Annotated in this window: 18 protein-coding genes; 12 read left to right on the top strand and 6 right to left on the bottom strand. The window is 67.9% G+C overall.

Annotated features, from left to right (window positions below; all coding sequences use genetic code 11):
- Positions 1–55: 55 nt before the first annotated feature.
- The 10 genes from AAYO93_RS16565 (at position 56) to AAYO93_RS16520 (ending at position 9,744) form a co-directional block, all read left to right on the top strand.
- On the top strand, positions 56–424 hold the full coding sequence (locus AAYO93_RS16565) for a sterol carrier family protein (RefSeq protein ID WP_345762269.1): 369 nt from the start codon (positions 56–58) through the stop codon (positions 422–424).
- A gap of 52 nt (positions 425–476) precedes the next feature.
- Positions 477–812, top strand: a complete 336-nt coding sequence (locus tag AAYO93_RS16560) for a hypothetical protein (protein ID WP_345762268.1) — start codon at positions 477–479, stop codon at positions 810–812.
- A 12-nt stretch (positions 813–824) separates the two neighbouring features.
- Positions 825–2,435 carry an amidophosphoribosyltransferase gene (purF, locus tag AAYO93_RS16555; RefSeq protein ID WP_345762267.1) on the top strand — a complete coding sequence of 537 codons (1,611 nt, stop codon included), beginning with the start codon at positions 825–827 and terminating at the stop codon, positions 2,433–2,435.
- A 278-nt stretch (positions 2,436–2,713) separates the two neighbouring features.
- Positions 2,714–3,835, top strand: coding sequence for a phosphoribosylformylglycinamidine cyclo-ligase (gene purM / locus AAYO93_RS16550; RefSeq protein ID WP_345762266.1), 1,122 nt, complete (start codon positions 2,714–2,716; stop codon positions 3,833–3,835).
- Between the two features lie 162 nt (positions 3,836–3,997).
- Positions 3,998–4,699, top strand: a complete 702-nt coding sequence (locus AAYO93_RS16545) for a hypothetical protein (RefSeq protein WP_345762265.1) — start codon at positions 3,998–4,000, stop codon at positions 4,697–4,699.
- 120 nt (positions 4,700–4,819) lie between these two features.
- The gene (locus AAYO93_RS16540) at positions 4,820–6,046 is read left to right on the top strand and encodes a Calx-beta domain-containing protein (RefSeq protein WP_345762264.1); all 1,227 of its coding nucleotides are present in this window, start codon (positions 4,820–4,822) and stop codon (positions 6,044–6,046) included.
- A gap of 153 nt (positions 6,047–6,199) precedes the next feature.
- A complete protein-coding gene (locus AAYO93_RS16535; RefSeq protein WP_345762263.1) occupies positions 6,200–7,162 on the top strand; it encodes an ABC transporter ATP-binding protein in 963 nt (320 codons plus the stop codon).
- Complete coding sequence (locus AAYO93_RS16530) at positions 7,159–7,902, top strand: ABC transporter permease (protein WP_345762262.1); 744 nt, start codon at positions 7,159–7,161, stop codon at positions 7,900–7,902. Before AAYO93_RS16535 ends, AAYO93_RS16530 begins: the two co-directional genes overlap by 4 nt.
- 46 nt (positions 7,903–7,948) lie before the next feature.
- Entirely contained in the window at positions 7,949–9,133 is a 1,185-nt protein-coding gene (locus tag AAYO93_RS16525) for a sensor histidine kinase (RefSeq protein ID WP_345762261.1), read from the top strand.
- Positions 9,130–9,744, top strand: coding sequence for a response regulator transcription factor (locus AAYO93_RS16520; protein ID WP_345762260.1), 615 nt, complete (start codon positions 9,130–9,132; stop codon positions 9,742–9,744). The genes AAYO93_RS16525 and AAYO93_RS16520 overlap by 4 nt, the downstream gene beginning before the upstream one ends.
- A 68-nt stretch (positions 9,745–9,812) precedes the next feature.
- Here the strand turns inward: AAYO93_RS16520 and AAYO93_RS16515 are convergent, their stop codons facing one another.
- A complete protein-coding gene (locus AAYO93_RS16515; RefSeq protein ID WP_345762259.1) occupies positions 9,813–10,028 on the bottom strand; it encodes a DUF3073 domain-containing protein in 216 nt (71 codons plus the stop codon).
- 147 nt (positions 10,029–10,175) lie between these two features.
- Between AAYO93_RS16515 and AAYO93_RS16510 the strand changes: the two genes are divergently transcribed.
- On the top strand, positions 10,176–11,249 hold the full coding sequence (locus AAYO93_RS16510; RefSeq protein WP_345762258.1) for an NAD(P)-binding domain-containing protein: 1,074 nt from the start codon (positions 10,176–10,178) through the stop codon (positions 11,247–11,249).
- Positions 11,250–11,329: 80 nt separating this feature from the next.
- On the opposite strand, the gene AAYO93_RS16505 is transcribed toward AAYO93_RS16510, so the two are convergent.
- The 4 genes from AAYO93_RS16505 to AAYO93_RS16490 form a co-directional block, all read right to left on the bottom strand.
- The gene (locus AAYO93_RS16505; RefSeq protein WP_345762257.1) at positions 11,330–13,387 is read right to left on the bottom strand and encodes an amylo-alpha-1,6-glucosidase; all 2,058 of its coding nucleotides are present in this window, start codon (positions 13,385–13,387) and stop codon (positions 11,330–11,332) included.
- Between the two features lie 131 nt (positions 13,388–13,518).
- Positions 13,519–14,352, bottom strand: a complete 834-nt coding sequence (locus AAYO93_RS16500; protein ID WP_345764907.1) for a carbohydrate ABC transporter permease — start codon at positions 14,350–14,352, stop codon at positions 13,519–13,521.
- A gap of 110 nt (positions 14,353–14,462) precedes the next feature.
- Positions 14,463–15,575 carry a carbohydrate ABC transporter permease gene (locus tag AAYO93_RS16495; RefSeq protein WP_345762256.1) on the bottom strand — a complete coding sequence of 371 codons (1,113 nt, stop codon included), beginning with the start codon at positions 15,573–15,575 and terminating at the stop codon, positions 14,463–14,465.
- A gap of 32 nt (positions 15,576–15,607) precedes the next feature.
- The gene (locus AAYO93_RS16490; protein WP_345762255.1) at positions 15,608–16,864 is read right to left on the bottom strand and encodes a sugar ABC transporter substrate-binding protein; all 1,257 of its coding nucleotides are present in this window, start codon (positions 16,862–16,864) and stop codon (positions 15,608–15,610) included.
- 242 nt (positions 16,865–17,106) lie between these two features.
- Here AAYO93_RS16490 and AAYO93_RS16485 point away from each other — a divergent pair, with 242 nt between their 5' ends.
- On the top strand, positions 17,107–18,165 hold the full coding sequence (locus AAYO93_RS16485) for a LacI family DNA-binding transcriptional regulator (RefSeq protein ID WP_345762254.1): 1,059 nt from the start codon (positions 17,107–17,109) through the stop codon (positions 18,163–18,165).
- Between the two features lie 285 nt (positions 18,166–18,450).
- Here the strand turns inward: AAYO93_RS16485 and AAYO93_RS16480 are convergent, their stop codons facing one another.
- On the bottom strand, positions 18,451–20,661 hold the full coding sequence (locus tag AAYO93_RS16480; protein ID WP_345764906.1) for an APC family permease: 2,211 nt from the start codon (positions 20,659–20,661) through the stop codon (positions 18,451–18,453).
- Between the last annotated feature and the right edge of the window lie 24 nt (positions 20,662–20,685).

Raw genomic sequence — 20,685 nt, 5'->3', positions numbered from 1 at the left:
GGCCGCAGGAATGCGGAGCGGTCCCTGTGGAGAACGGGTTTGGCAGGATGGTGTCATGGCACGCGCGCGAATAGGTGACGACGTCGGGTCGGCGGCGGTGGCGGATGCGCTGGCCGACGCATCCGACACCCGTACGCTCGCGACCGCCGTGCGCTACCTGCTGCAGCTGCTCGCCGAGCGAGCGCCCGGCAACACGGTCGAGGTCCGCGTGCCGCCGTACGGCGCGGTCCAATGCATCCCGGGGCCGCGCCACACGCGCGGGACCCCGCCGAACGTGGTCGAGATGGATGCGCGCACCTGGCTCACGCTCGCCACCGGACGCAGCACCTGGGACGAGGCCGTCGCGGCTGGAGCGGTGCACGCCTCCGGGCAGCGCGCGGACCTCGCAGCCCTCGTTCCGCTGCGGGTCGCAGGCGTCTCCTAGCCGGCCCCGCCCATCCGATCTGCTCCCAGCTTTCATGAGGGACAATGGACTCATGAGCGAAGCGCCCGAAGAGAACGCGACGGTCACCGAAGACACGGTGACCGTGAAGCGCACTCCGCGGTACTTCCGTTTCATGTTCGCCGGCTCGGTCGTGTTCGCACTGATCGCGCTCGCGCTCACGTTCGCCTTTCCTGAGAACCCGACGTACAGCCGGGCCCAGGTCTTCGGGTTCCTGCTGATCGCGGCCATCGTCCTCGGTGTCGCGGTCGGCTCCCTTGTCGCGCTGGCCCTCGACAGGGTCGCCGGCAGGCGGGCGAAGACGGTTCAGGCGGATAGACTCGACGTGCGCGTAACGAACGACGACACCCACAATCCCATCGAGAGCTAAGGGGTATCCGGTTTGTCCGGAGGCGACGGTCTTCTCAGTCACGATCTCATGCCAGGCGAGAAAGGCCCGCAGGACGCCTGCGGAGTATTCGGCGTCTGGGCACCAGGCGAAGAAGTCGCCAAACTCAGTTACTTCGGCCTCTATGCGCTGCAGCACCGCGGCCAGGAGTCGGCGGGCATCGCGACCAGCGACGGCAAGAAGATCCTCATCTACAAAGACATGGGTCTCGTCTCGCAGGTCTTCAACGAGAACGCGCTGAACACGCTCACCGGGCACATCGCCGTCGGTCACACGCGCTACTCCACGACCGGCGCGTCCAGCTGGCAGAACGCGCAGCCGACCCTCGGCCGCACTGCCGCAGGAACCGTCGCGCTCGGCCACAACGGCAACCTGACCAACACCGCCGAGCTCCTGCAGCTCGTCCACGAGCGCTACCCGCAGACCGACGGTGAGCTCTCGCGCGGCAACACGACCGACACCGCCGTCGTCACCGCTCTGCTGACCGGCGACCTCGACCACACGCTCGAAGCGACCGCGATCGAGGTACTTCCCCGGCTGCGGGGCGCATACTGCCTCGTCTTCATGGACGAGACCACCCTCTACGCGGCCCGCGACCCGCAAGGCGTCCGCCCGCTGGTACTCGGCCGTCTCGAGCGCGGCTGGGTCGTCGCATCCGAGACAGCCGCACTCGACATCGTCGGAGCGAGCTTCGTGCGCGAGGTGGAGCCTGGCGAACTGATCTCCATCGACGAGAACGGGCTGCGCAGCGTTCGGTTCGCCGAAGAGAAGCGCGCCGGCTGCGTCTTCGAGTACGTCTACCTGGCCCGACCCGACACGACCATCGCCGGACGCGGGGTGCACGAGGCGCGGGTCGAGATGGGTCGCCGCCTGGCGAAGGAGCACCCGATCGAAGCCGACCTGGTCATCCCGACGCCCGAATCCGGCACGCCTGCCGCGATCGGCTACGCGCAGGCGAGCGGCATCCCGTTCGGGCAGGGCCTCGTCAAGAACTCCTACGTGGGCCGCACGTTCATCCAGCCTTCGCAGACCATCCGCCAGCGCGGCATCAAGCTGAAGCTGAACCCGCTCAAAGAGGTGATCAAGGGCAAGCGCCTGGTGGTCGTCGACGACTCGATCGTGCGCGGCAACACGCAGCGTGCACTGGTGTCGATGCTGCGCGAGGCGGGGGCTGCCGAAGTCCATGTGCGCATCTCCAGCCCGCCCATCACGTGGCCGTGCTTCTACGGCATCGACTTCGCGTCGCGGGCCGAACTCATCGCGACCGGACTCGGCGTCGACGAGGTGCGCCAGTCGATCGGCGCGGACTCGCTCGGCTACCTGAGCGAAGACGGGATGATCGCCGCGACCGAGCAGCCGCGCGACCGCCTCTGCACAGCGTGCTTCACGGGCAAATACCCGATCCCGCTGCCCGACGCGCACCACCTCGGCAAGAACCTGCTCGAGCGGCCTACAGCGGTCGACCCCGAGAGTGTCGCCGCGGGCGGCTGCGACCCGGGGCCGGATGCGGAGTTCGAGGTCGTCCTCGACGCGTCCGAGCTGCGCGAGCGGGCGCTGGCCCAGTCCGGCCAGCTGCCGTTCGGCGACCCCGGCCGCCAGGAGTAGGCGCGGCGCTTCCTCCGGCTCGCCGCACTAGTTCCGTCTCGCCGCACTAGTCCTACGTAGTGCGCTAGGACTCAACGAGTGCGGCTGTGCGGGAGCGCGTCGCCGCACAGGCTCTGAACCCGAGCACACGTTGCCACTTCGCCCCACGCGCACTCGTTCGGCGCCACCGCACGCGTACAGCGACGTGCGCTCGGATGTACCACGTGCGGTTGGGCGAGGCAGAGCGAGGATGCCCGGAGCGGCCCGACGCGCGCATCCCGGCCCGGTACTCTTGAAGCGTGACCGAACAGCCCGCATCCGCCACGTCCTCATACGCCGAAGCCGGTGTCGACACGGCGGCGGGTGACCTCGCTGTCGAGTTGATGAAGTCCGCGGTCTCCCGCACACACGGCCCCGAGGTCCTGGGCGGTGTCGGCGGTTTCGCCGGCCTCTTCGATGTGTCCGCGCTCAAAGACTTCGACCGTCCGCTCCTGGCGACCTCGACCGACGGCGTCGGCACCAAAGTCGCCATCGCTCAGGCCATCGACAAGCACGACACCATCGGGCAGGACCTCGTCGGAATGGTCGTGGACGACATCGTCGTCGTCGGCGCGAAGCCCCTGTTCATGACCGATTACATCGCCTGCGGCAAGGTCGTCCCGTCGCGCATCGCCGACATCGTCGCCGGTATCGCCCGGGCGTGCGCCGAGACCGGCACCGCACTTGTCGGCGGCGAGACAGCCGAGCACCCGGGACTCCTCGGCCCCGACGACTACGACGTGGCCGGCGCGGCGGTCGGCGCTGTCGAAGCGGATGCGGTGCTCGGCGCCGACCGTGTCCGCGACGGTGACGTGGTGGTCGCCCTCGCGTCCTCCGGACTCCACTCCAACGGTTTCTCTCTGGTCCGCCACATCCTGTCGAAGCGGGGAATCGGCTTCACCGATCATTCCGACGACTTCGGCGGTGTCGTCGGCGAAGTGCTTTTGGAGCCGACCCGCCTCTACACCAGCCCTCTGCTTCGCATCCTCGGCGATCCCGCGTTCGGCGGCGCCGTCCACTCGCTGAGCCACGTCACCGGCGGCGGCATCGCCGCGAACCTCGCCCGCGTGCTCCCGCTCGGATCCTGGGTCGAGGTCGACCGCTCCACCTGGTCGCCGCTCGCGGTGTTCCGCGTGCTGAGCGACCTCGCCGGCTCCACGCTCGAGTCCAGCGAGGGAACCTGGAACCTCGGCATCGGCATGTTCGCGGTCGTCGCGCCGGAGGCGGCGGATGCCGTGGCCACCGCGCTCACGGCTGACGGCATCCCCTCGTGGACGGTCGGCACGATCGCCACCTCGGCCCGCGATCTCGCCGGGTTCGAGCAGGGCGCCAAGGGCGTGGACGGCGGCGCTGTGCGTCTCGTCGGCTCGTACGCCGGCTGAAGCGGCACAGTCTCCCGAACCGAGCGCCGTCTCTCGTCCGAGGGGCTCTGCCTCTTCGTGCCGTTCCCGGATCGTTACTGTCCGATACGTCGGTGGTGATCGGCGCGCCGATAGTGTTGTGCTCCCGGATCAGTGAGAGCGGAGAACGAGGGGGAGGACGCAATGAGGCGGTCGTTTGCGGGCGTGGTCGCCATGGCGTGCGCCTTGGCGCTGCTGACTGGATGCACATCGCCGGCACCAGAGGATTCGTCGCGGTCCTCCGTCGCGCCCATCGCGAGTGCTGCCCCGACCGCGACGCCCACCCCGACCCCTCCGATCCCCACCCCGACGCCGAGCCCGGACCTCTCTGATACCGGAGCCTGGGTCGTCGACTTCGACCAGGTGGCCGGGGTGGAGGTCGGGCAGTCGCTTGCCGCACTCGCCACCGCCGCCACCATTCCGGCCGTCACCGACACCGTCGACTGCCCACCGGGGTATTCCGCCGTGTTCGGGACGACCGCGGACCACCCCGTCTCCATCGCCCTCATGGATCTCGAAGCCCGGGGCCACGCCGAAGCCGACCCTCCGTTCACGTACGCCTCCTTCATCACGCAGACCGTGGCCGACGCGCCGATCGCCGCTTCGCCGTCGACGCCGGCAGGCATCCGTCTCGGCTCGTCGGAGTCCTCGCTGCTGAACGCCTATCCGGCTCTTCAGAAGTCGCACTCGAGATACGACGAGAACATGGGCTACACGACCTATGCCGCAGGCCCGATCGGCGGACGCTACCTGGTCTTCCAGGTGGGCACTTCCGCGACCGGATCCCGAACCGTGGTCACCATCCAGTCGTCGACCTATGCGGGCGTCTACGACGTTTGCGATTGAGCTCGATTTCGCGGGAACAGCCCGACGTGGGGGCGACCGTCCGGCGGCCGCCCATACGTTCCCGACACGGTCGCCCGCACAGGTAATCGGTCGCCCCACCGGCCCGATAACATTGCGCGTGTGAAACGTTCGCCCGGGCGCGGTTTCCGCGCAGTCGCGGCGGTCGTTCCGGGCGCCGTCTTCGCGCTCGTCGCCCTGGGTCCTGCTGTCGCCGCCCCCGACCCGATCACGGTCGCACCCTTCGTCGACTGCGTCAGTTCAGCACCGGGCGCGACTCCGGATGCATTCACCGTCGTCTTCGGATTCCGCAACTCTTCGGCATCCGCCGTCGCGTTCGCGCCCGGGTCCGCACAGAACACGTTCACCCTCGGCGGCGATCGTGGCCAGCCCGCCACCTTCGACCCCGGCGTCCACCACGCTGTCTTCGCGACGACGTTCTCGGGAGGGCCACGAGACCTGACCTGGACGCTCGGAACGACGACGATCGGCATCGACGCGACGACCCCGTCATGCGGGACCGCGACGACCGTCGCACTGTCGGCTCCCCCAACCGCGGCGGCCGGGGATCCGTTCGACGTCACGGCGAGCGTCGGGCGGATGCTCCTGGCGTCACCGACCACCGGTTCCGTCGAGTTCAGCGTCGACTCCGCCGTGGCCGCGGTCGCTCCCGTCGACGGACAGGGCGTCGCTCGTGCCAGCCTGGACGCGCCCGAAGCGGGATCGCACACCATCACGGCGCGGTACGTCCCGCAGACGGCCACACCCCAGCTGCTCGGGTCGGCCGCCGCAGTAGCGCTCAGCGTGACACCCGCCGACGCGATCAGCATCGCGAGCTCAGGTTTGTCAGCCGACGGCCACTCGGCGCGCTTCATCGTGTCGCGGACCGTATCCGACACGACCGCACACGTCGACTATGTGACGGCCGACGGGTCCGCCCAGGCGGGGCGCGACTACGCGTCCTCCCGCGGCACCGTCCGCTTCGCCGTCGGACAGCGCAGCGCGACCGTCGCGATTCCGCTGCTCGACCGACCGTTCGGGTCCCCGGCGGCCAGCTTCTTCGTGTTGCTGCAGCGCGCATCCGGCGGTGTCGAGGTCGCGGGCGCGACTGCCGTGCTCCCACGCGTCGCCGCCGTCACCGCCCCGACGGCCGGACATGATGCGGCCGGGGCCGGGCTTGCGCCGGTTCCGCACGTTCCGTCCGCGAGTTCCGTCGCGGCGCCCTCGACCGGCACCCACCCCGGCGCCGGCTCCGCAGACCTGGCCCTCCTCTTCGGCGGACTGCTCCTCACCGTCGGCGCAGCCTTCGGCGTCGTCGGGATGATGCGCCTCCGCTCCTCCGAGGGCTAATTCGTCCCCCCAGGGCGGCGACCACAGGAAAAAGCAGGGCAATCCGCTCTCAGAGGCTGCCTTTTCCTGTGCTCGGCAGCCGTGACGGATGTCACGGGCAAGACCTGACGGATGGGATGCGCACCCGGGCCCGCGCGAGGCGAGGCTGAGAAGGTGAACACACCAGCCATCCAGCTCACCGACCTGAAGAAGTCGTTCGGACACATCCAGGCGGTCAACGGAGTCAGCCTCACCATCGAACCCGGCGAAGTCGTTGCCCTGCTCGGGCCGAACGGCGCCGGCAAGTCGACGACCATCGACCTGGCGCTCGGACTCGCGCATCCCACCAGCGGCACTGCCGAGCTCTTCGGTGCGAGCCCGCGGTCCGCGATCGAGAACGGCCGCGTCGGCGCCATGCTTCAGGGCGGCGCGCTGCTGCCGACCCTCACCGTCGCGCAGAGCGTCGGCCTCGTCGCCAGCGTGCACCGGCATCCGCTGCCCGTGGAGGAGGCGCTCGCGCGCGCCCGCTGCACCGAGATCGCGAAGCAGAAGGTCAGCAAGCTGTCCGGCGGCCAACTGCAGCGCGCACGGTTCGCCGTCGCTGTCGTCTCCAACCCCGACCTGCTGTTCCTCGACGAGCCGACCGCCGCGATGGATGTCGAAGCTCGCCGCACATTCTGGCAGTCCATGCGCGAGTTCACCGACGAGGGCCGCACGGTCGTCTTCGCCACCCACTACCTCGACGAGGCTGACGCCTACGCCGACCGCATCGTCATGCTGAGCGCCGGGCGCGTGGTCGCCGACGGCAGCCCCACCGAAGTGAAGGCGGTCGTGTCGGGCCGCCGTATCCGCGCCAGCGCCGACTTCGCGTGGAGCGCCGAGATCGAACGCGAGTTCGCCGACCTCCCGGGGGTGCGCAGCTTCGAGCACCGCGGCAGCCAGTTCACGCTGGTCAGCGACGATTCTGATGCAACGCTGCGAAGCCTCCTGAGCGCCTACCAGGAGGTCCACGACATCGAGGTCACGTCGCACACGATGGACGACGCGTTCCTCGCACTCACCGAAGGTCGTTCCGACTTCGCCGACGAGAAGCCGGCGACCACAGACGCCACAATCCTGGAAGGGGCACGCTCATGAGCATCGCCTACGTCGGACTCGAGTCGTTCCGGCAGATCAAGAATGCCCGTTCGATGATCTTCACGCTGGCCGTCCCGCTCGTGATGCTTGTCGCGTTCGGCGGCACCTTCGGCGGAGCAGGACAGGTGGATTCGGTCACCAAGCTTCCCTGGATCGTCGTGACGACCATCCAGGTCGCCGGCTACGGCGGGATGATGGCGGCGCTCTCGCAAGCGTTCAACATCGTGACAGAACGGTCCATCGGGTGGAACCGGCAACTGCGCATCACCCCGCTGAGCGGTACCGGCTACCTCATCTCGAAGATGATCACCGCGATGCTGATGGGCCTCGTCTCGATCATCGTGATCTTCACAGTCTCGGTCCTGCTGTACCACTCGACCCTGCCGCCGATGAACTGGATGACCGCGGGCCTCGGTCTCTGGTTCGGTATCCTCCCCTTCTCGCTCCTCGGCATCCTGATCGGACAGTTCGCGAAGCCCGAATACGCGCAGCCGCTCTTCATGGCGGTGTTCATGGGGATGGCGGTGCTCGGCGGCCTGTGGGTTCCGCTCCAGATCTTCCCGGCCTGGGTCGCGAACGTCGCGCAGGTGGTGCCGTCGTACTGGCTGAACCGGATCGGGCAGATGGGGGCGCACCAGTCGGGCGATGTCCTGACGCCGGCCCTGGTGCTGGTCGGATGGACGCTCGCGCTCGGCGCATTCATCATCTGGCGGTATCGCCGGGATGCCGCGCGCAGCTGACGCCCGTGCGCTCGAGGCCAGGTCGGCCCGGTCTACAGTGATCGGTATGGACCTGGCCTCCCGCACGTCGGCGGAGCGTCCCACGAGCTGGGACGAATGGTGGGGCCGGGCACGCGAGTCCATGACCGACCGGGCGACCCGGGGCTGGTACGTCGGCGCGTGCTTCGGCCTGCTGTATCAGGCGCTGACCGTGATCGCGGTCTGGCTGTCGCCGGGGACTGTTCCCGCGAAGGTCGCCGCGACCGTCCTGCTCATCGTGTATTGCGGGATCTTCGTCTTCCTCGCGCCGATGGTCTGGTGGGCTCCGCTACGCGACCGGATCATCGCCGTGACCGGGTACTGGGTACTCTCGTTCGTCTTCTTCCCACTGCTCGGCGGCACAGCCTTCTGGCTGTGGGTGCTCGTCGCCGTCGTCTCCGCCGCGGTCTTCGAGGAGTTCGCGATCGTCGCGACCTTCACGGCGGTGCTCATCATCATCCCCCTGATCTACGGGGTGCTCACCGGGTTCGCGGACAGCGCCGCCTGGTCGGGCATCATCACCTTCTCGGTCACGTCGATGATGTTCGGGCTGAACCGCCAGATGCGCACCGTGCGCGAACTGCGACAGGCGCAGAGCGAAGTGGCACGGCTCGCCGTGGTCGAGGAACGCGCCAGGTTCTCCCGCGACATGCATGACGTGCTCGGGCACTCGCTGACCGTGGTGACCGTGAAATCGGAGCTCGCCCGCAGGCTGGTCACGCTGGACCCTGCGCGCGCCGAAGAGGAGATCGCCGACATCGAACGACTGTCGCGCGCAGCACTCACCGACCTGCGCGCGGCCGTCGCCGGCTACCGCGAGATGAGCCTGTCGACCGAGCTCGCCGCCGCGCAGACGGCGCTCGCCGCCGCCGACATCGAGGCGCACCTGCCGCGCAACGGCGAGATCGTGCGCCCCGAGCTGCGCGAGCTCTTCGGCTGGGTGCTGCGCGAAGGCGTGACCAACGTCATCCGCCATTCGGGCGCACGCAACTGCTGGGTCGAACTCAGCGTGGACTCGCTCGTCGTCTCCGACGACGGACGCGGAGCCGGGATGATCGGCGTGGTGGGCGCGGATGCCGCCCCCATCGCACAGCACGGGGGCAACGGCCTGGATGGTCTGGTCGCGCGCGCGAGGGCGTCCGGCGCCCGCGTGGTGGCCGGCCCGAGCATCCAGGGCGGTTTCCAGCTCAGCGTACGGAAGGCGGCCGAGTGACCGAACCGATCAGGTTGCTCCTCGCGGACGACCAGGCACTGGTGCGCGGAGCCCTCGCGGCGCTGCTCGACCTCGAACCCGATCTGACCGTGGTGGCGCAGGTCGGGCGGGGAGACGAGGTCGTCGACGCGGCACGGCGCACCTCCGCCGACGTCGCGCTGCTCGACGTCGAGATGCCCGGGATCGACGGCATCTCCGCGGCCGCCCTGCTCGCCCGGGAGCTTCCGGCCTGCCGGTCGCTGATCGTGACGACCTTCGGGAGGCCGGGGTATCTCCGGCGGGCGATGGAGGCCGGAGCATCCGGTTTCGTCGTGAAGGACACCCCGTCGGGGCAGCTGGCGGATGCGGTCAGGCGCGTGGCAGCCGGCCTGCGTGTGGTGGACCCGGCCCTCGCAGCCGAATCGCTGGCCTCCGGCAACTCGCCGTTGACTCCGCGTGAGACCGAGGTACTCGTCGTCGCAGGCAGGGGAGGGTCGATCACCGATATCGCGCGCGAACTTCACCTCTCCGAGGGGACCGTCCGCAACCACTTGTCGAGCGCGATCGGCAAGACCGGGGCGCGCAACCGTTCAGAGGCGGCCGGGATTGCAGTTGATCGGGGATGGCTTTGACCGAGTCAGCGTAGCTGCCTCGGAGCTGGCGTCGCGGGATCGCGATGCGATCCTTTCAGCTCCAGCGCTCAGGCCCGCTTGGGCTGGTCTTCTTCTTCGTACGTATCGCTGCTGGTGCTGCCGTAGCCCTCGGGCTCGTAGTCGGCCCACGCGGCGTACTGGTCGTCGTGATGCGAGTGCCCGGTAAGCTCACGCTCGAGCGCGTCGTAGTTCACCTCAGGACTGAATGACTTCAGCTCGCGCGCGATCTTGGTGTGCTTTGCTTTTTGACGGCCGCGCCCCATGCGTGACCCCCTTACGATGCCAGGCCCGGGTGGGCAATGAGTCACCCGGGCGACCGAACAGGAACAGTGAAAACTAGCCGCTAGTTTAGCATGCAGGGCACCGTGCACCCCTTGTGTGCCGCACAGGGAATCATGATGGGATGAGGCGTGACCACGAGCAGTAACGAAACCCAGGTGGTGATCGTCGGTGCGGGCCAGGCAGGGCTCGCCGTCGCGTATTACCTGAGGCGTTTCGAGCTTACTCCTGGCGTCGATTTCATCATCTTCGACCGCGGTCCGGGCACGGGCGGCGCCTGGCAGTTCCGGTGGGATGCGTTGAAGCTCGGGAGCGCCCACAAGGTGAACGATCTCCCGGGAATGGCCGAGCTCGGGATCAGTTTCGACACCGCTGACCGCTCTCTTCCCGCGAAGGACATCGTGGCCGGCTACTACCGCCGCTACGAGGAGCATTACGAGCTGGACGTGCAGCGTCCAGTGACGGTCACGAGCGTTTTCAATCGGGGCGCCGACCTGGTCGTCGAGCATTCGCACGGCGAGACAACGACGCGGATGCTCGTCAACGCCACCGGCACGTGGGGCTCGCCCTTCGTGCCCTACTACCCGGGCGTGACGACGTTCAGCGGGCGCCATGTCCACACCAATTCCTACGTCGCGGCCGACGAGTTCGCCGGCAAGCGCGTCGTCGTCGTCGGCGGTGGGACATCGGCGATCGGCTTCCTCCTCGAACTCGAAGGTGTGGCGAGCGAACTGTTCTGGGCGACCCGCAGACCGGTCGAGTTCCGCGACGAGTCCGAGCTGACGATCGAAGGCGGGGTCGCGGCGGTCGCGGCGCAGGATGCGGCGGCTCGCGCCGGCGAGGCGCTCCCCAGCATCGTGAGCGGAACGGGTGTGCCGCGGACGCGGCGCGTGGCGGCAGGCATCGAGCGCGGGGTGCTCGTGGAGCGCCCGATGTTCAGCGCGATCGAGGAGCACGGCGTGCGCTGGCCGGATGGAACGTACACCGAGGTGGATGCGATCATCTGGGCGACCGGGTTCCGCCCGGAACTGCGGCATCTCGCACCCCTGAGACTGCGCGAGAAGAAGGGCGGCCTGACCGTCGCATCCGGAGCGTCGTGGCAGGATCCGCGTATATTCCTCGCGGGGTATGGGCCGCAGGCGAGCACCATCGGTGCGAACCGTGCCGGACGCGTGATCGCACGACAGATCATGGCGCAGCTGTAGGCACCTCGCGACTTGCGGCAAACCCGGCTCCAGCGTGCCCTGTTGCGGCGATTTGCCTCAAGTCGAGGAGCGGCAGGCGGTCAGGACCGCCTGACCCGACCCTCCGCGTCGACCGCCACGGAGAACGGCTCGCCGGCGAAGCGCAACCCGCGGGCATCGATGGTCCCGGATGCGGTCAGTGGCGACACACGCAGCTCGCCGCCCTGCGCATCCGCTTCGAGTCCCAGCAGGGTGCCGAGCACTGCGATCGCGGCCGCGGCCGACCAGGCCTGCGGGCGACAGGCCGCCGGGTACGGGATGGGCGTCGCGGTCCGGGCGATCGAGTCGCCGGAGTGCAGCTCGGGCATCCGGTAGTCGAAGCCGTCGGCTGCGCGGAGCAGGCCTTCGATGAGCGACGCGGCCTCGTCGGGGAAGCCTTCGCGTCCCAGACCCGCGATCGCGATCGCCGTGTCGTGCGTCCACACCGAACCGCCGTGATAGCTGAGCGGCCAGAACCCCTCCGAGTCGCTCGACATGGTTCGCAGGCCGAAACCGGAGTTCAGTTCGGGGGAGGCGAGGCGCCGCGCGACCAGTGCGGCCTGGTCCCGGTCCAGGATGCCGGTGCCGAGCAAGTGGCCGATGTTGCTGGTCACCGTGTCCACTTTTCGTTTGTGCGCATCCAGCGCGACAGCCGGGTAGGCGCCGTCCCGGTCCTGGATCCAGAACGACGCGGCGAAGCGTGCCTTGAGCGCCGCGCCCCACTCGCGCCAGGCCTCGCCCGAGCGCCCGAAATGCTCCAGCAGTGCGGCCCCGCCGACGGCGGCCTCATAGGCGTACGCCTGTACTTCGCAGAGGGCGATCGGTCCTTCGGCCAGTGACCCGTCGCGCCACTGGATCGAGTCGCCGGAGTCCTTCCAGCCCTGGTTCGCGAGCCCGTGCCCGGTGGTGTCGACGTATTCGAGGAAACCGTCGCCGTCGCTGTCGCCGTAGTCGCGCATCCATGCCAGCGCAGCTTCGAGGTTCGGAAGGAGCGCTTCGACCTCGGAATCGGGCATCCCCCACTTCCAGGCGTCGTGCAGCAGGGTGATCCAGAGCGCGGTCGCGTCGACCGTCCCGTAGTACAGGGGCGGCAGCGAGATGTTCAGGCCGGGGATCGCCAGCACCCCGGGCCGCAACTCGTGCATGATCTTGCCCGGCTGCTCCGCCGTCTCGGCGACCTCGCGGGTGCCCTGGAGGGCTGCGAGGACCCGCAGCGTGGAGGCGGCGAGCTCCGTGCCGAGAGGCAGCAGCATCCGTGCAGCCCAGAGGGAGTCGCGACCGAACAACGTGAAGAACCACGGGGCCCCTGCGGCGAGGAAGACGTCATCCGGCCGGTCGCGGGTGACCATGCGGAGCGCCTGCAGATCGCCGATCGCCGACCGCACCCACGACGAGAGGCGCGAGTCGCCCGCGTCGACGTGGACGGCATCCCATTCGGTGGATGGCGCGGCGCCGGCCACGACAGCCGAGTCGTCGATCGCATGGATGCGCCAGGTGACGGAGGTGGACGCCCGGGCGGGAACAGTGACGGCCCATTCCAGGCGAGCAGTCCGGCTGCCCTCGGTGTTGCCTGCGGTCCCGCCGCTTTCGCGATAGTCGACCTCGATACGAGCATCCGGCGCCTCGAGTCGCGCTCCGACAGCGCCGGAGCCGAAACGCAGCTCGCCGTCCTCAGCGCGTGCGTCGATCTCGACGTCGCTGCCGCTCATCCCCGCTTTGACGACCTGCATGGGCGTGAAGTCGGCCTGGAGGTCGACCGCGATCGTCGTACGGATCTCAGAGGGGAGTGCGTTGGTGAGCGTGAGGGTTTCGCTGAGGGTGCCGGGGGCGACCGTGCGGCGCCGGTCGATACGGACGCGCGGGTCGGCCGTGTTGTCGTCGATCCCGCGGGCCAGGGAGGTGAAGACGGCCGTCGCGGCATCGACCGCGGAAGTCGCGATGTGCTCCGGGGCGACTCCGCCGACGGTGAGGGCGACCCGGTTCAGCACCCGGAGGTCGGAATGGTAGAAGCCTTCGATGCCGCGCGGACGGATGTCGCCGGCGGGTCCCGACCACGCCTGGCTGGGCGTGGCGAGCAGTACGACGCTGTCATGCAGCAGGGGTTGGAACGGTTGAGTCATCGTGCGATCACGCCTCCTCGGCGGTCGAGTGTGTTGTCAGTGATGCGATCGGCGGTCTGCGTAGACCGCGTCGGTCCAGCTTCCGGGATTCAGGCCTCCGCAGGTCGCGACGATGGTGGGCGCTGCGGCGGTCACTCCTTCACCGCGCCTTCACTCGTGTTCATGATGCGGCGCTGGAAGACGAAGAACATCACGGCGACCGGGATGGTCATGATGAGGGCTGCGGCGAGCTTGAGCGGGTATTGATTACCCTGGCCGAGCTGACCCGCCGTGAGCGAGGCGACGCCTTTGGTCAGCGTCGTCAGGGCGGGGTTCTGGGCGGAGACGATGAAGTGCGACAGCTCGTTCCACGAACCCTGGAACGACAGGATGATGATCGTCACGAGAGCAGGCCGGGCCATCGGGAGCACGACGGACCAGAACACACGGAACGTGCCGGCGCCGTCGATCCTGGCCTGTTCCTCGATGCTCACCGGAATCGACTCGAAGAAGCCCTTCATGATGAACACGCCGGCGGCATCGACGAGGAGCGGAAGGATCATCCCGCCATACGTGTCATACAGCGAAAGCTGGTTGAGGACGAGGAACTTCGGGATGAGCAGCACCACAGCCGGAACAGCCATGACCGCGATGAGGCCCGCGAAGATCACGCTGCGGCCGCGGAAGTGCAGTCGCGACAGGGCGTAGCCGGCGAGCGAGTCGAAGAACACCCGTCCGCACGTGACGAACACGGTGACGATGACGGAGTTCTTGAACCAGGTCGGGAAGTCCGAGTTGCGGAACAGCGACTGGTAGGCGGCGGTGGTCCAGGTGTTCGGGATGAGCGACAGCGGCGTCGCCGTCGCCTCGGCGTTCGTCTTGAACGAGGTGGAGATCTGGATGAGGAACGGGAAGATGTAGACGATCGCGATGATGACCAGCACCGCGTAGAACACGGAGTTCGCCGCGATGCGGCCCCCCGACATGCGCCGGCCGGACGTTCGGCCCGACAGCCCGGGCGGTCGGCCGCCCGCCGACGAGGTGTCCAGAGCGTTCGCGGTGTCGCTGGCGATCGCCGCCTTCTGCGATGCGAGGCTCATGATCTGCCCTCCGTGGGTTGCGTGACCTGGTAGCGCCGCATCCGCCGCTTCGACACCGGGCGGTCACGCAGCACCCAGCGCTGGAACAGCGTGAAGACGATGATGATGACGAACAGGATGAACGCGATGGCCGCGCCCTGCCCCCACTGCTGGTTCGTGAAAGCCGCCTGGTACGAGAGGTAGGCCGGAGACAGGGTCGTCTTGGCTGGGCCGCCCTGGGTTCCGGTGTAGATCTGGTCGAAGATCTGCCAGCCGCCGATCAGGCCCAGCGTGAGAACGGTGAACAGGGTCGGGCGAAGCTGCGGAAGGGTGATGCGCCAGAAACGCTGCCAACCGCTCGCGCCGTCCACCATCGCTGCCTCCGACACTTCGACGCTCAGGTTCTGCAAGGCGGCGATGAAGACAAGCATGAACGTGCCGCTCGTGGTGAAGATGGCCATGATGATGAACGCCGTCATCGCGACGGACGGGCCGCCCAGCCAGTCCCAGTACGAGACACCGAGGAGGGTGTTGCCGGTCAGCGCCGGCGGACCGGTCGTGATCCCGAAAGCCGCGAGCAGGTTGTGGAAGATGCCGCTCGGATCACTGAACCAGTTGGGTCCGTTGACGCCGAACCACGCCAGGACCGCGTTGACCGCGCCGCTCGCGTTGAAGAGGAACAGCCACAGAACCGTGATCGCGACCGAACTCGTCACCGACGGAAAGTAGAACGCGGTGCGGAAGAAGCCGCGGCCACGGAGGATCTGCCGATTGACGAGCACCGCGAGGAACAGGGCCAGTGCCGTCTGGAGCGGGACGACCAGGACGACATACCAGGCGTTGTTGCGCAGCGATGTGCCGAAGTCCTGCTCGGACAGGCCGCCGCCGGTCAGCAGCGCCTGGTAGTTGCTCGTGCCCACGAACTTCACGTTCGACGAAAACGGGCTGCCGTTGCCGTTCCAGTCGGAGAAGCTCACCCAGAGCGCCATCAACACGGGGATGACGAGGAAGAGGCCGAGAAGGATCAGCATCGGGGCGGTGAAGATCCAGCCCGAGGCGGCCTCGCCGCGACGGATGCCGCTGGAGCGACGTCTGGCGGTGAGGCGAGGCCGGCTCGTGGACGTGGTCATGGTGTCATCTGCCCTCTACTCGAGGATGGCATCTACTTGAGGATGGCCTCGAGGTTCTTCTGGGTCGCGTCGAGGATCGCTTTCGGATCGCTCGTCGCCAGTGAGGTCAGCTTCGAGTTGAGGTCGGTGACGACGTCGGCCGAACCCTTCGCCGTCGGCACGCCCTTGGCGTAGTTCGCGCCATCGAGGAACGGCACCAGTGCGGCGTTGTCCTTCTTCCACTCGTCGGCGGCCGACTTGATCGAGGGCAGCACTCCGAACGCTTTCGAGAATGCCAGCTGGTCGCTCTTGGTGGTCAGCTGTTCGACCAGCTTGAGAGCTGCGGCCTGGTTCGGGCTGTCGGCGGCGATGCCCCAGCAGTTCGAGAACTGGAGCGTTCCCTTGCCGGCCGGGCCAGCGGGCAGCGGAACAACCGTGTACTTGACGTTCGGGAAGTCGTTCGAGAGCTCACCCACGACCCAGTTCCCTTCGATCGTCATGGCGGCCTTTCCCGCGCCGAGCGCCTGGCCGCCGTCACCCTCGCCGAGGCCTTCCTTGGCGTACTTGTACACGCCCTCGTTGAGGAGCTTCTTGACATAGGTGAGCGCGGTCACGTTGGCGTCGCTGTTCGCGGTGGCTTTCGTGCTGTCGTCATTCATGAGGTTGCCGCCGGCCTGCACCATGAAGGAGCCGAGCCGGGCATACTCACCGTTCGAACTCAGACCGACCACCTTCGGTGTGGTCAGCTTCTTGGCGACGGCCTCCAGCTGGTCCCAGGTCGTCGGGTAGTCGGATTCGGTGAGTCCGGCGGCCTTCCACAGGTCGGTGTTGATCACGAGCTGAAGGGTTGAGAAGTCTTTCGGAGCGCAGTAGAACTTGCCGTTGTAAGTGAACGAGTTGACGAGCGCAGGATAGAAGTCGCTCTTGTTCTTGAGCATGTCGCCGTAGGCCAGCAGCGAGCCGTTCGAGGCGTAGCCGGCGAGGGAGTCGGTTCCGAGGTAGAACACGTCGGCCGGCTTCTTGGCGGCGAACCCCTGGGACAGCTGCTGGTTGAGGTCGGTGGCTGCGATGACGCTCGCCTTCGTACCCGAGCTCTTCGACCAGTCCGCGACGGCTGAGGTGACGGCCTTGGTCTCTGCGTCGCCGCTGGAGCCGATGAGAACGGTGAGGGGCTTGTTCGACGAGGTCAGCGCGCCACTCGACGAGCTGCTGCCGCTTCCGCTGAATCCTGAGCCGCACGCGGTGAGCGTGAGGGCCGTTGCCGCCGCGAGCGAGACCGCGGCGAGCCACCTTTTGCTGCTTCTTTGCATTGTTTTCTCCTTGGTGGTCGTGCCCGCCCCGGGGAGGGCCGTGTGGCCGCGCGGGGGATTTGATCGTTCAAAAGTTGTGACCAGGAGCTAGAATTTGAACGATCAAATGGTAGGCGTCACCACGATAACCACCCCATTCGAGGGGTGTCAAGCCGTTGACGAAAGTGTCAGAAAGCGCATCGGCGGTAGTGTCGGCTGCAGAATTTGAACGATCAGATCCGCGATCGAGGCGAGGAGGCGACATGGGAATACTCCCGACCGTCGAGGACGTCGCGGTCGCGGCAGGTGTTTCGCGGCAGACCGTCTCGAACGTGCTCAACTCGCCCGCGATCGTCCGCGCCGAGACGCGGGAGCGGGTCGAGGCCGCGATCGCCGAACTCGGGTACCGGCCCCACGCATCCGCCCGCCGCCTGCGAACGCAGAAGAGTTCGACCATCGGCATCCGGCTCGATCCGATCACCACCGACGGGATCTCGGGCTCCATCCTCGACCGCTTCCTCCACGCGCTCACGGAGCAGGCCGACGCGAAGAACCTCCGCGTCACCCTCTTCACAGCGCCCGACCCGGAGGCGGAGATCCGGCAGTTCCAGCGACTCAGCGACGGGGCCGACGTGGATGCGTTCGTGCTGACATCGACGTTCTACGGAGACCAGCGCACGGAATGGCTCATCGAACACGGGCACTCGTTCGTGACGTTCGGGCGTCCATGGGGGATCGACGACATGAACGACCCGAAACACCTGTGGGTCGACGTCGACGGGAGGGACGGGCTCGAACAGGCGACGTCCCACCTGCTGTCGACCGGTGCCAGGCGCGTGGGCTACATCGGCTGGCCGAGCCCCTCCGGCACCGGCGACGACCGGCGGCGTGGGTGGCTGGAGACGATGCAGGCCTCCGGCGGACTCGGCGACGAGGTGCTGCGGACGCTCTCGGTGGCGACCGAAGACGGCGTCTCGTTCGGCGCGGATGCGATGCGGCGTCTCGAGGCCGCATCAGGCGGAGTGGATGCTGTGGCCTGCGCGAGCGACTCGCTCGCCCTGGGTGCGCTCATGGCCACCGCCGGCCGCATCCCGGTCGTCGGTTACGACAACACGCCCGTGGCCGCGTCGATCGGCTTCTCGAGCGTTGAGCAGCCTCTCGACGAGGTCGCTGCCGGCGTGCTCGAGCTGCTCACGGGTGCGCACGGCGGCCGGGTGCACAGCGGGTCGGATGCGGTGGCCGACCCCCGGCACAGGCTCGTGAAGCCGCGGCTCGTGGTGCGCGAGTTCCGGCCGCTCGGGGCGGGCGCACCCGGCGCGTGAGTCTGTTCGATGTGCACGCGTTCTGAACCGGTGCACGCGATACAACCTGTGCGCGGGTTCAGAACGCGTGCACGAGCGTCCTTGCCCGGCGAACTTCGCTCGCCGCACGTGTCCGGCCCGGCCGCACAACGTAGAGACGTGCGGTGAGACGAAGCTAGTGCGGCTGGCGTGCCCGCGGATGTGCCGGGGCTTTTCGCACGCGCACTGTCCGACCGCACTCGTACCTACGCGTGCGGTCGCGCGAAACTAGTGCGGCAGGCGCGGGCCTCGCCGGGCCTGGCCCGCTCAGCGCTTCGCGCGCGCCGGCTGCTTCGGATTCTGCTGCTTCGACGCTGCAGCGGCGGGCGCGGCAGGAGCCGGCGCGACGCCCGCTGCCTTCGCCGCGGCCGCGCTCTTCTTCGCCGCGGCAGCGCTCGACTTCGCCGCCGCGGCAGTGCTCTTCGCCGCGGCGTTCGCAGCCGCCTTCGCCGCAGCCGACTCGGCAGCCGCCGACGTCATGCCCTGCCGCACGCGCAAGTTGGTCGACGCCGGCTCCAGGGGACGTCGAGCGACCGGGCGGATCGGCTCGCCGCGGCGGTCCTGGCCGGGCAGCGGGCGCGAGCGGCGACCGTAGATCAGCGACGACGAGTCGAGCAGCCAGGGCACGAGCGCCACCGTGACGCCGTGGCACAGCATCAGCTGCTGGCGGATGCGCCGAGCCCGGTGGTTGTGGAGCATGTTCTCCCACCAGTGCCCGACGATGTACTGCGGCAGGTAGACCGTGACGACCTCGGAACCGTGCTCTTCGCGCCTGTGCTTGAGGTATTTGATCAGCGGCAGTCCGAACTCGCGGTACGGCGACTCGATGATGGTCAGCGGCACATGGATGTTCTGCTCGATCCACTGCCGCTGCAGTTTCGCAGTCGCGTCGTCGTCGATCGACACGTGCACGGCCTCGATCGAATCGTGCCGCGCTGCGATCGCATAGTCGAGCGCCTTGAGGCCCGGCTTCTGCATCTTTCCGATGAGCACGATGGCGTGGTCGCCGTTGCTTCCGAACGTCGTGACCGGGTCGACTTCGACCTCTTTCTCGACGTCACGGTAGTAGCGGTTCACGCCGAGCATCAGGGTGAAGAGGATGGGCATGAAGATGAACACGAGGTACGCACCGTGCGTGAACTTCGTGATCGTCACGACGATCAGTACGACCGCGGTGAGCAGCGCGCCGAAGGCGTTGATCGAGAGGCTCCGGATGACGCTTCCACGTTCGGTCGTCCCGGCGCGCAGCAACGTGATCCAGTGCTTCACCATCCCGGTCTGGCCGAGGGTGAACGAGACGAAGACGCCGATGATGTACAGCTGGATGAGCTGGGTCAGGTTCGCCTGGTACACGATGAGCAGCACCGTAGCGGCGAGCGCCAGCAGGATCATCCCGTTCGAGTAGACCAGGCGGTCGCCGCGGGTGTTCAGCGACTTGGGCGCGTAGGAGTCTTTCGCGAGCACGGAGCCGAGCAGCGGGAAGCCGTTGAACGCCGTATTCGCCGCGAGGAGCAGGACGACCGCGGTCGCGGCCTGCACGACGAAGAAGAGCAGGGAGTTGTTGCCGAACGTGGCGGATGCGATCTGGGCGATCAGCGAGCGCTGCGGCTCCGTCGCGCACTGGGCCCAGCCCTGCAGGTCGCACGGGTTCTCGGCGTAGTGGACGCCGGAGATGAGTGCGACGGCGGTGAGGCCTGCGAACAGCACGATCGCGATGCCGCCCATCAGGCCGAGGGTGTGGCGGGCGTTCTTGATCTTGGGGGTGCGGAAAGCCGGGACGCCGTTGGCGACCGCTTCGACACCGGTCAGGGCCGAACATCCACTCGAGAACGCACGAAGCAGCAGCAGGATGGTCGCGGCCTGCGTGATGCTGGCGGCCTTCACCCCGAAGGCCGCCGACTCCGCGACCGGGGGATGACCGAGGAACGTCTGGACTAGCCCCGTCACGATCATCAGGAAGATGCTTCCGATGAAGATGTAGGTCGGGATGGCGAACGCCTTGCTGGATTCGCGCACCCCCCGCAGGTTCACCGCGGCGATGACGACGACGAAGCCGACGGCCATCTCGACGCGGAACTCGCTCAGGAACGGCAGCGCGGAGATGATGTTGTCCACGCCGGAGGCCACCGACACGGCGACCGTGAGCACGTAGTCGACGAGGAGGGCGGATGCGACGACGAGGCCGGCCTTCTCGCCCAGGTTCTTGTGTGCGACTTCATAGTCGCCGCCGCCGGACGGGTAGGCCTTGACGAGCTGACGGTACGAGGCGACGACGGTGATGAGCAGCACCACGACGGCTGCGGCGACCCACGGCGCGAAGCTCAGGAACGCAAGTCCACCGAGCAGCAGGATCATCAGGAGTTCCTGCGGAGCGTACGCCACAGACGAGAGTGCGTCGCTGGCGAAGATGGGTAGGGCGAGGTGCTTCGGGAGTAGCTGTCCTTCGAGTTTTTCGCTCGGAAGCGGGTCGCCGATCAACCACCGCTTCGGGGATCTCCCCTC

The sequence above is a fragment of the Diaminobutyricibacter sp. McL0608 genome (assembly GCF_039613825.1).
Taxonomy (GTDB): domain Bacteria; phylum Actinomycetota; class Actinomycetes; order Actinomycetales; family Microbacteriaceae; genus Diaminobutyricibacter.
The sequence above is the reverse complement of the archived record's forward strand: the minus strand, read 5'-3'. Positions and strand labels throughout refer to the sequence as shown.